The organism is Mucilaginibacter sp., from assembly GCF_041663085.1.
Taxonomy (GTDB): domain Bacteria; phylum Bacteroidota; class Bacteroidia; order Sphingobacteriales; family Sphingobacteriaceae; genus Mucilaginibacter.
In genome coordinates this window covers 1-8,647 of sequence record NZ_JBAZRC010000182.1, presented here as the reverse complement: position 1 = coordinate 8,647, position 8,647 = coordinate 1, and the positions used below count along the sequence as shown (strand labels likewise).

Annotated in this window: 8 protein-coding genes; 6 read left to right on the top strand and 2 right to left on the bottom strand. The window is 41.5% G+C overall.

Annotated features, from left to right (window positions below; all coding sequences use genetic code 11):
• Together WC615_RS21335 and WC615_RS21330 are read left to right on the top strand one after the other, a co-directional pair.
• A partial coding sequence (locus WC615_RS21335; RefSeq protein ID WP_372980076.1) for a sensor histidine kinase occupies nt 1–1,470 on the top strand: 1,470 nt, incomplete at its 5' end.
• Nucleotides 1,463–2,152 carry a response regulator transcription factor gene (locus WC615_RS21330; protein ID WP_372980075.1) on the top strand — a complete coding sequence of 230 codons (690 nt, stop codon included), beginning with the start codon at nt 1,463–1,465 and terminating at the stop codon, nt 2,150–2,152. The genes WC615_RS21335 and WC615_RS21330, both read left to right, overlap by 8 nt.
• A gap of 142 nt (nt 2,153–2,294) precedes the next feature.
• Here WC615_RS21330 and WC615_RS21325 read toward each other — a convergent pair whose 3' ends face one another.
• On the bottom strand, nt 2,295–2,933 hold the full coding sequence (locus tag WC615_RS21325) for an NAD(P)-dependent oxidoreductase (protein WP_372980074.1): 639 nt from the start codon (nt 2,931–2,933) through the stop codon (nt 2,295–2,297).
• 773 nt (nt 2,934–3,706) lie between these two features.
• Here WC615_RS21325 and WC615_RS21320 point away from each other — a divergent pair.
• The 4 genes from WC615_RS21320 (at nt 3,707) to WC615_RS21305 (ending at nt 8,219) form a co-directional block, all read left to right on the top strand.
• Nucleotides 3,707–4,120 (top strand): cytochrome c maturation protein CcmE, encoded by a 414-nt coding sequence (locus WC615_RS21320; protein WP_372980073.1) that lies wholly within the window; start codon nt 3,707–3,709, stop codon nt 4,118–4,120.
• A gap of 10 nt (nt 4,121–4,130) precedes the next feature.
• Entirely contained in the window at nt 4,131–6,641 is a 2,511-nt protein-coding gene (gene ccsA / locus WC615_RS21315; RefSeq protein WP_372980072.1) for a cytochrome c biogenesis protein CcsA, read from the top strand.
• 403 nt (nt 6,642–7,044) lie between these two features.
• Nucleotides 7,045–7,740, top strand: coding sequence for a Clp protease N-terminal domain-containing protein (locus tag WC615_RS21310; protein ID WP_372980071.1), 696 nt, complete (start codon nt 7,045–7,047; stop codon nt 7,738–7,740).
• Nucleotides 7,740–8,219, top strand: coding sequence for a hypothetical protein (locus WC615_RS21305; protein WP_372980070.1), 480 nt, complete (start codon nt 7,740–7,742; stop codon nt 8,217–8,219). Before WC615_RS21310 ends, WC615_RS21305 begins: the two co-directional genes overlap by 1 nt.
• 9 nt (nt 8,220–8,228) lie before the next feature.
• On the opposite strand, the gene WC615_RS21300 is transcribed toward WC615_RS21305, so the two are convergent.
• Nucleotides 8,229–8,647, bottom strand: a 419-nt coding sequence (locus tag WC615_RS21300) for a DNA glycosylase AlkZ-like family protein (RefSeq protein WP_372980069.1), incomplete at its 5' end; no start/stop codon positions are given.

Genomic DNA, 8,647 nt, shown 5'->3' with positions numbered 1-8,647 from the left:
GGCACGCACATTAAACTGGATACCTTCCGCAAAACAGACCCGGTGCATCCGCCGCTATCCATAGCAATATCAAACAGTACTATCCGGTTCTCTGATACATACAATACTACACTAGGCTGGTTTGATCATTATCGCCAGCTGATAAACCATAAAGCTACGGTGCCCGAGGTAGTTACCGAGATGTCGTTTTACGCGCCTGAGTTATTAGATAAGATAATTATGGCCTTTGGTTTTGAGGATAACGCTAAAAACTGGGGGCAGGTAGAAGCATATTTAAAGGCGCATCCCGGCATACCACGCGATAGTGTTTTTGCGCATACACAAATTATAACAAGCGGGGTATACGGCTACCCCGAAAATTACCGCCGGGCCGATAGTGTTAAACTATACAATTACTACCGTGCCGAATTGAAGAAATTGCATCCACGGGCAGAATTTGTATTGCGTTTTTCGGATAAGCCAATACCTGCAACACCCACTATTTTACCAAAACCGTTTTCGGCCTTATGGCCCTCCCCACGCAAACCTATGACCGCGCTATACCAGGCTAATGAGCTTATTTACAGCGAAACGGATCAATACAGTTATAAATATCACGGGTTTTTACCTTTACAACACACAGAAAAGAATACACTGTTTGTAAGGGCTATTTTTGACAGGGCGCAGGTGGGGGTGTTAAAGGAAATGATCATCGCGCTAACGGCTTCCGGCTTTTTAATAGTGTTTACTATATTTTGCCTGTTTTATATTATCCGTACTATTATTCATCAAAAAAAACTGACCGAATTAAAGGATGATTTTATAAACAACATGACCCACGAATTGAAAACCCCCATAGCTACTATAACCGTTGCCATTGAGGGCCTGCAGAAATATAATGCCCTAAAAGATCCCGAAAAAACGCAGCGCTATCTGCAAACCTCGCGTAACGAGCTAAGCCGCTTAAATGACCTGGTAAGCAAGGTGCTTAATGTAGCCGCATTTGGAAATAAGGAAATAAGGCTTAATAAAGAAAAAATAGAGGTTGATGAAATGGTTAACGACCTGGTAAACTCAGAAACATTAAGGGCTGATAAAGAGGTGGAAATTACCTATCATAACAACAATGATATAAAGTATATCGAAGCTGATAAACTGCATTTAAGAAATGTGCTGGCCAATATTATTGATAATGCTGTAAAGTATTGTGACGGCCCTGTACATATTGATATAAACCTGAATAAAGCCGGGCGTAAAGCAATTTTTTCTGTAAAAGATAACGGCATAGGGATACCTGCAGCACATATAAAACACGTGTTTGACAAATTTCACCGTGTGCCTACCGGTAATGTACATAACGTAAAAGGTACCGGGCTTGGCTTAAACTATGTTAAATATGTTGTAGAAGCACATGGGGGCAGCGTAGCTGTAAAAAGTGAAAAGGGTGCAGGCAGCGAATTTATAATTACCATACCTTTAAAAAATGGATAAGATCCGCGTTTTACTGGCCGAGGATGAACTGGCACTGGCGCATATTGTGCGTGAGAGCCTGGAAGAAAGCGGTTTCGAGGTGACGCTTTGTGCCAACGGTGAGCAGGCATTACAGAAATACCGGGCTCAAAAACCGGATATTTTAGCCCTTGATGTAATGATGCCAAAAATGGATGGTTTTGAAGTGGCCCGGCATATTCGCGAAACGGACAAAATTACGCCAATCATATTCCTTACCGCACGCTCACAGCCAAAGGATGTGGTAGCCGGTTTTGAAAGCGGCGCTAATGATTACCTGAAAAAGCCCTTCAGTGTGGAAGAACTTATTGTAAGGATAAAAGTATTGTTAAGCACCAATCGTTTGTTGGAACGGCCAAAAACAATAAACGAGGATTACCAGATAAGCAACCTGTTGTTCAGCTCGAATAAGAATACCTTACAGCAGGGTATCAATACCTGGCAGTTAACCGCCCGCGAGAGTGATATACTAAAAATGCTTTGCAAACATAAGCACGAAGTGATAACCCGAAAAGCCCTGCTAACCACTGTTTGGGGCGACGATAGTTTCTTTAACGCCCGCAGTTTGGATGTGTTCATCACCCGGCTGCGGCGACAATTAGATGCCGACCCCAATATCCAGATCATTAACATAAGGGGAGTAGGGTATAAGCTGGTGTGGTAATAACAAAGGGCGCTGTAAGCGCCCTTTGTTATTATAAAAATACATGTCATTGCGACGAGCGATAGCGACGCGGCAATCTTAGCACATCCACTTATTCTATGAGATTGCCACGCTATCGCTCGCAATGACACTTAGATAATTATTACTTATCCGCAATAAAAGGAGCCTGCTTTACAAACTCGTCATCGCTGAAAGCCTTTATCATAAACAAAGCCAAATTGGTAGCGCTGATATTGCTGCCCGGGCAATCAACAAGGCTAACTGTAATCTCGCTGATGTCGTCTGTTTGGCCGATGAGGGGCAAACGTACCATGGTCCAGTCGATATCGCTATCGACTAATAACTGGTATTCTACCTGCCGGTCTTTTGTCGTCGCCGGGAAGTTCTCGTACATCCAGTTAGTGCCGAACTGTGTTTGCGCGCTTTTCTGGTCGGCCGGGGTATCAACGTTTAGTCCCGCTGTTGTAATATACCTGCTGATTTGGTGCGCGTCCATTGCTTTTAAAATATTCCGGGTTGCATCACTAAAAATAGTAGGCTCGCCAACGGGCTGACTTAGGCAACTTAGTACCGCATCGCAATCTGCTAAAAGAGTATAGATAGCCTTGTAATCACGTGCATCGCCTTTAATAATTTCGATAAGCGGGTTATCGAAAGTTAAAGTTTCCGGTTTGCGGTGCAGTAGTTTTATCCGGAAGTTTTGTAGCAGTAATTGTTTAACCAGGTATTTGCCTGCTTTGCCTGTGCCGCCAATAACGGCAACTATATGAATAGGTTTCATTTATTCTCTGTTTATAAAATGTAATAGAAGTTGATTGTCGTGCTTATTGGTTAAGCACAAAAGGTACATTGCCTTTAAGGGCTCTGTAATAGAATGGGATATTTTATAAAGAGATTTTAATAGTGCTAATGTAGGAAATTCAAATCGTCATGTCGAATTTATTTCGGCATCTCTCATGTTGGTGTACACTAAACATCGGCCCGCTCAATTGCCGCGGCAAGGCTGTTACTTTTTGCTTGATCAAAAAGTAACCAAAAAATCAAGACAGAAAAAAGCTTCTCCCCGCAGGCCTTTACCTTTTGGCCCGCTTTTCTGTCAGGCCCCGCTCGTTCATTACCGTCCTAAATCAGGTTAATCGTAACCCTTCTTGTCATCCTGAGCGATAGCGAAGGATCTATTTGCGAACTTTGCAATCGCCTAAATGCATTTCGGCGAATAGATGCTTCACTGCGTTCAGCATGACAAGGTGACAATCCTCGCGTTAGGGATAGAAGCGGATACCGGCCCGCGCCTAAAGCCTGTGCGCGTATGAGCGGATAGCCCGGGCCGCAGGCAACGCCATGGTTTAGAGATTAGAGAATAGTTAATTAGAGATTAGGTAAAAAAACAAAACAAACATTTCAACAGCGCATTCCCCTCTAACCTCTAACCTCTAACCTCTAACCTCTAATATTATCAATAACAATTCTAAATAACATATATCGCTTGTAATAAACTTATTTAGCTTTGCGTTTTGTATTTTTGTAAACTGTAATACAGGTAAATATCAATTAATGAAGAAAAGCTCAATTGTAGGTATCATTGTTATTGCTATCGCGATAGCGGTTATTATTAGTACTTATTCAAACACAAGTACTTACGGTTCTTTTAACGACGCCAAAACAAGCAAGAGCGAATTGCATGTTGTTGGACACTTGAATAAAAGCAAAGAACTGTTTTACGACGCCACTAAAGACGCCAACTATTTCTCTTTTTATATGAAAGATAATAAGGGCGAAGAATGCAAGGTTGTTTACCCCGGTACCAAGCCGCAGGATTTTGAACGCTCGGAGCAAATTGTACTTACCGGCCAGATGAAAGGCGGCGAATTCCATGCATCAAAAATACTGATGAAGTGTCCGTCTAAATACACCGACGATAAGTTGAACGTTACCGAAGTTAGCGCCAAGAAAAGCGCAAGCATATAATTAAATTTTAATGGATATAGTTTTCAAAGGCGAACACCTGCTACCCGGGCAGTTGGGCCAGTTTTTTATTGTTTTGGCATTTGGTGCCGCCCTTTTTTCGCTTATCTGTTATTATTTTTCTGCGCAAGAGGATGTTGCCAAGAGCGATAACTCATGGCTGCGTTTAGGCCGTATAGGCTACTGGCTAAATACTGTAGCCATATTAGGGATGGGCGTTTGCCTGTTCTATATACTTTATCATAACTATTTCGAATATCATTATGCATGGTCGTACACCTCGCGCGAATTGCCTGTTTACTACATTGTGTCGGGCTTTTGGAACGGGCAGGAGGGCGGCTTTTTGTTATGGTACTTCTGGACTGCCGTTTTAGGTAATATCCTTATCTGGAGAGCAAAAAGCTGGGAAAGTTCTGTAATGGTTACCATGGCGTTAACCCAGGTGGTATTGGGTACTATGGTGCTTGGCCTGCAAATTGGCAGCGCGCATATTGGTAGTTCACCTTTCCTGCTGCTGCGCAACGCAATGGAAGCGCCGATATTTAAAAATCCAAATTACCTTGATTTTATAAAAGACGGCAAGGGCATGAACCCTTCGCTGCAAAACTACTGGATGATCATCCACCCGCCAACCTTGTTTTTGGGTCTGGCATCATTGGTAGTGCCGTTTGCTTACGCTACGGCCGGCCTTTGGAAAAGGCGCTATAAAGAATGGGTGGCACCAGCCATACCTTACGCTTTGTTTGGCTGTATGATACTGGGTACCGGTGTTATTATGGGTGCGTTTTGGGCGTACGAATCGTTAAACTTTGGCGGCTTCTGGGCCTGGGACCCGGTAGAGAATGCTTCTATCTTCCCGTGGCTGGTATTGGTAGCCGCTGTACACGTATTAATTGTTTTTAAAAACACAGGTCACTCTTATTTTACTGCTACGCTTTTAACCCTGCTTAGTTTTGTACTGGTTTGGTATTCGTCGTTCCTTTCAAGGAGTGGTATCCTGGGCGAATCGTCGGTACACGCTTTTACCGATATCGGTCTGTTCTGGCAACTGGTAATAGGCATTATTGTATTTTTGGCCATCACTATTTATTTGCTGATAAGCCGATGGAAAGAACTCCCGATCACCAAAAAGGACGAAGATACCTACTCGCGCGAGTTTTGGATGTTTGTTGGTGCTGTGTTCCTGGGCCTGTCGTGCCTGCAACTAATATTGGTAACGTCTGTACCGGTTTGGAATGCCATGTTCGGCACCAAACTTGCGCCACCTACCGATCCGGTTAAGCAATATAATATTATACAGGCATCTTTCGCGGTGGTAATTGCCCTGCTAAGCGGCTTTACACAGTTCCTGAAATATAAACAAACAGATATCAGGCGCTTTTTTATCACAACGCTTGTGTATTTGGTGTTTGCCGCGCTCATTACCGCTTTGGTGGTGTATGCTACAGGTGTTTATAAGTTAAACTTTGTGTTTAACCTGGTGATGCTTTGCGCTATTTACTCTGTTGTAGCAAACGGTAAAGTACTGGCCGATGCTGTTAAAGGCAAGTTTAAGCTGGCAGGTTCTGCTGTAGGGCATATTGGTTTTGGCTTGCTGCTGGTTGGCGCGCTAATATCGGCAGGTACTAAACGGGTAATATCTGAAAACCTTACCGGCGAGCAATACAGCGCAGAATTTGCCAAAGACGAAAACCCTAAAGAGAATATCCTGCTTTATAAGAATGAGCCACTTAAAATGGGCGAGTATATGGTAACCTTCCGTAGCGATACCATTGAAGGGGCACAGCACTTGTTTAATATAGATTACCAGCGTATTCAGAATGGTAAGGTAACCGAAAGCTTTACTTTGAGGCCAAACGTGATACAGGCACAGGGGGGCATGTCGTCATCGCCCGATACCAAGCACTACCTGTTCCATGATATGTACACCCACATTACCATGACCAACGTGATTACCACCGAGCCCCAAGGTGAAGAGGCATCGCATGGCGAAGAAGGTGATGACAAGAAATATGATGCCCCTGTAACGCATGAAATTGCCGTTGGCGATACCATGACCTACCGCGATGGTATCATCATACTGAAAGGCCTTAACAAAAACGCAAAACTGCAAAACATACCGCTTACCGATAAGGATATTGCAGTTGGTGCACAGCTTGAGGTGATAAGCCACGGCAAAACCTACCAAAGCGAACCAGTTTACATGATAAAAGGCCGCAGCGTGTTCGATTTTGGCAAAAAGGTAGATGATGCGGGTTTAAAACTGCGCTTTACCAAAATTATACCGGGTAAAACCCTTGCCGATGGTAAAGTGGAAATTACTGTTTACCAACAGCCCGAAAGCAAAAAGAAGTTCATTGTGATGAAGGCTATCGAGTTCCCTTATATTAACTTCCTGTGGGCGGGTACCATTATTATGGTTATCGGTTTCTTTATGTCGATATTAAGAAGGAACAAAGAGTTGAAACCCGAGCCTGTTAAGGTAGCAGCTGCGCCACGTGTAAAAGTTCAAAAGAGGAAGTAATATTACTTTAAGATATATACAGAGGCCGCAACGTGAAAACTTTGCGGCCTTTTTTGTTTTAGGGTGCTTTGCTTGTATAATGGCGTTGCCTGCGGCCCGGGCTTTCCGCTCATACTGCGCAGGCCTTAGGCGCGGGGCCGGTATCCGCTGCAATCCCTAACGCGGATTTCCTGCCCCGCGCGTCATTGCGAGGAGCGTAGCGATGTGGCAATCTTCGCGTGCTTATCTCCGACTTATCTATCAAAGATCGTCACGTTTATAACAATGACGATTTGGTTAGCTTAAATGGGGTTAGGATTTAAAAGCTTCATATGTAAAAATTTAGGCTTATACCTTTATGTTAAATGAATTTAGTGATACTTGTAATAGTATTTAATATATATAAATAATTATATTTACACATATGGAAGCAAAGTTCACACCTACAGTAAAAGATATAATCCAATACTCAAGAGAAGAATCGATTCGTTGCGGAAATAATTATATAGGTACAGAGCATTTGCTATTAGGCATACTTCATGACGGTGCAAATTCAGCTTTAAAAGCACTTGAAATATTAAATGTTAATTTCGATGTTTTAAAGAGAAGCCTTTATGATGTATTGGAAAAAGTAGGCCAAAATACCGAGAAATTAATTGGAAGCATTCCTTTAACAAAGCAAGCAGAAAAAGTCCTTAAAATAAGTTACTTAGAAGCAAAAATTTTCTCAAGTTCTTCAATTACAAGTATTCATCTACTGCTATCTATTTTACGGGATGAAGATAATTTGGCAGCCGAAAAGTTGAGTGTATTTAAAGTAAATTATGAAACGTTAAAGCGAATTGTAGAGGAAAATAAGGACATATTAAATGGCCAAATTAAGGAGGGTGCGAAATTCGAAGAGAAAGAAATATTAGTTTATCCTGACAATGATATTAAGGTGGCTCAAAGAAATTCAAATGCACCTCCAATAAGTCTAATATTCGACACGTCTGAATTTTCAAAAAATGAAATTAAAGAGATGATTTCTATGTTATCGGAATTGTACTCAAATATTAGTGGTGACTATCTAAAAGTTTCAGGCATGAATCAGTTTGACCATACTTTATATTTAGCGTAATGTTTGAGGAAGAGGAAGGTCAAGAAGTCAAATCGTACATCAAAGTTGATGTTGAGGGTGCAAATCCGCAAATGTGGGCGACAATGAAAGTTAAGCTTACTAACATGGTAATGGAATTAATTGACTTTAAGATTAATACTAAAACTAATGGCAGCATTGGAGAGGAATTTGGTAGAGTATCAGCTAACTTGATTGAATTTGCTAATGCGAAATTAGAAAAACCCTCAATTGAAAATCAAAAAATGTTGGCGGAAATCGAAAACTTATTAGCCAATAAAGCCAAAGGGTTTGCTGAAACAAGGAAATTAAATGCTGAAGCTGAACAAATTGAATTGCAAAATATAATGATGAAACTTAAATTAGCAATTGGTTGTGCTAAAATTTTAGCTACATCTAACAACGATTCGGAATTTTTAATATTTACAAAAAACATTGAAGAGTTGTCTTACATTTTCCAAGAAAATAAGATTGAAAAATAATAAAAAAGATTATTGTTTTAAGTACTTCACTATCACATTCTTTAATTCCAAAAAATCCGCATACTTTTTAGCCGTTATTTCAATCAGTTCCAAGTTGGCACTGCTTAGTTTTTTAAACGGTGTTAATTCCAATTGAAGCACATCTTTTTTGATCGCCTTTTTCCAGATGCCTTCAATTTTACCATTGAGTATAATGGTATGGTTAAAAATGGTGCCGCGGGGGTCGGCCTTGCTAATATCTTTTACGTTGATGGCAAAGCTGCGGTCTTTGTAGCTTACAATGTACTCATCATAATTGGGCAGGAGGTAGGCTATGGTGCTTTTTGCTGTTGATGGATTAACTGTAAACCAATAGGTGTTGCCTTCAAACTCATAACTTTCCAGCTTGTGTTTCAGGTTTTGTATACCGGTACGGGCATCGGTAATGG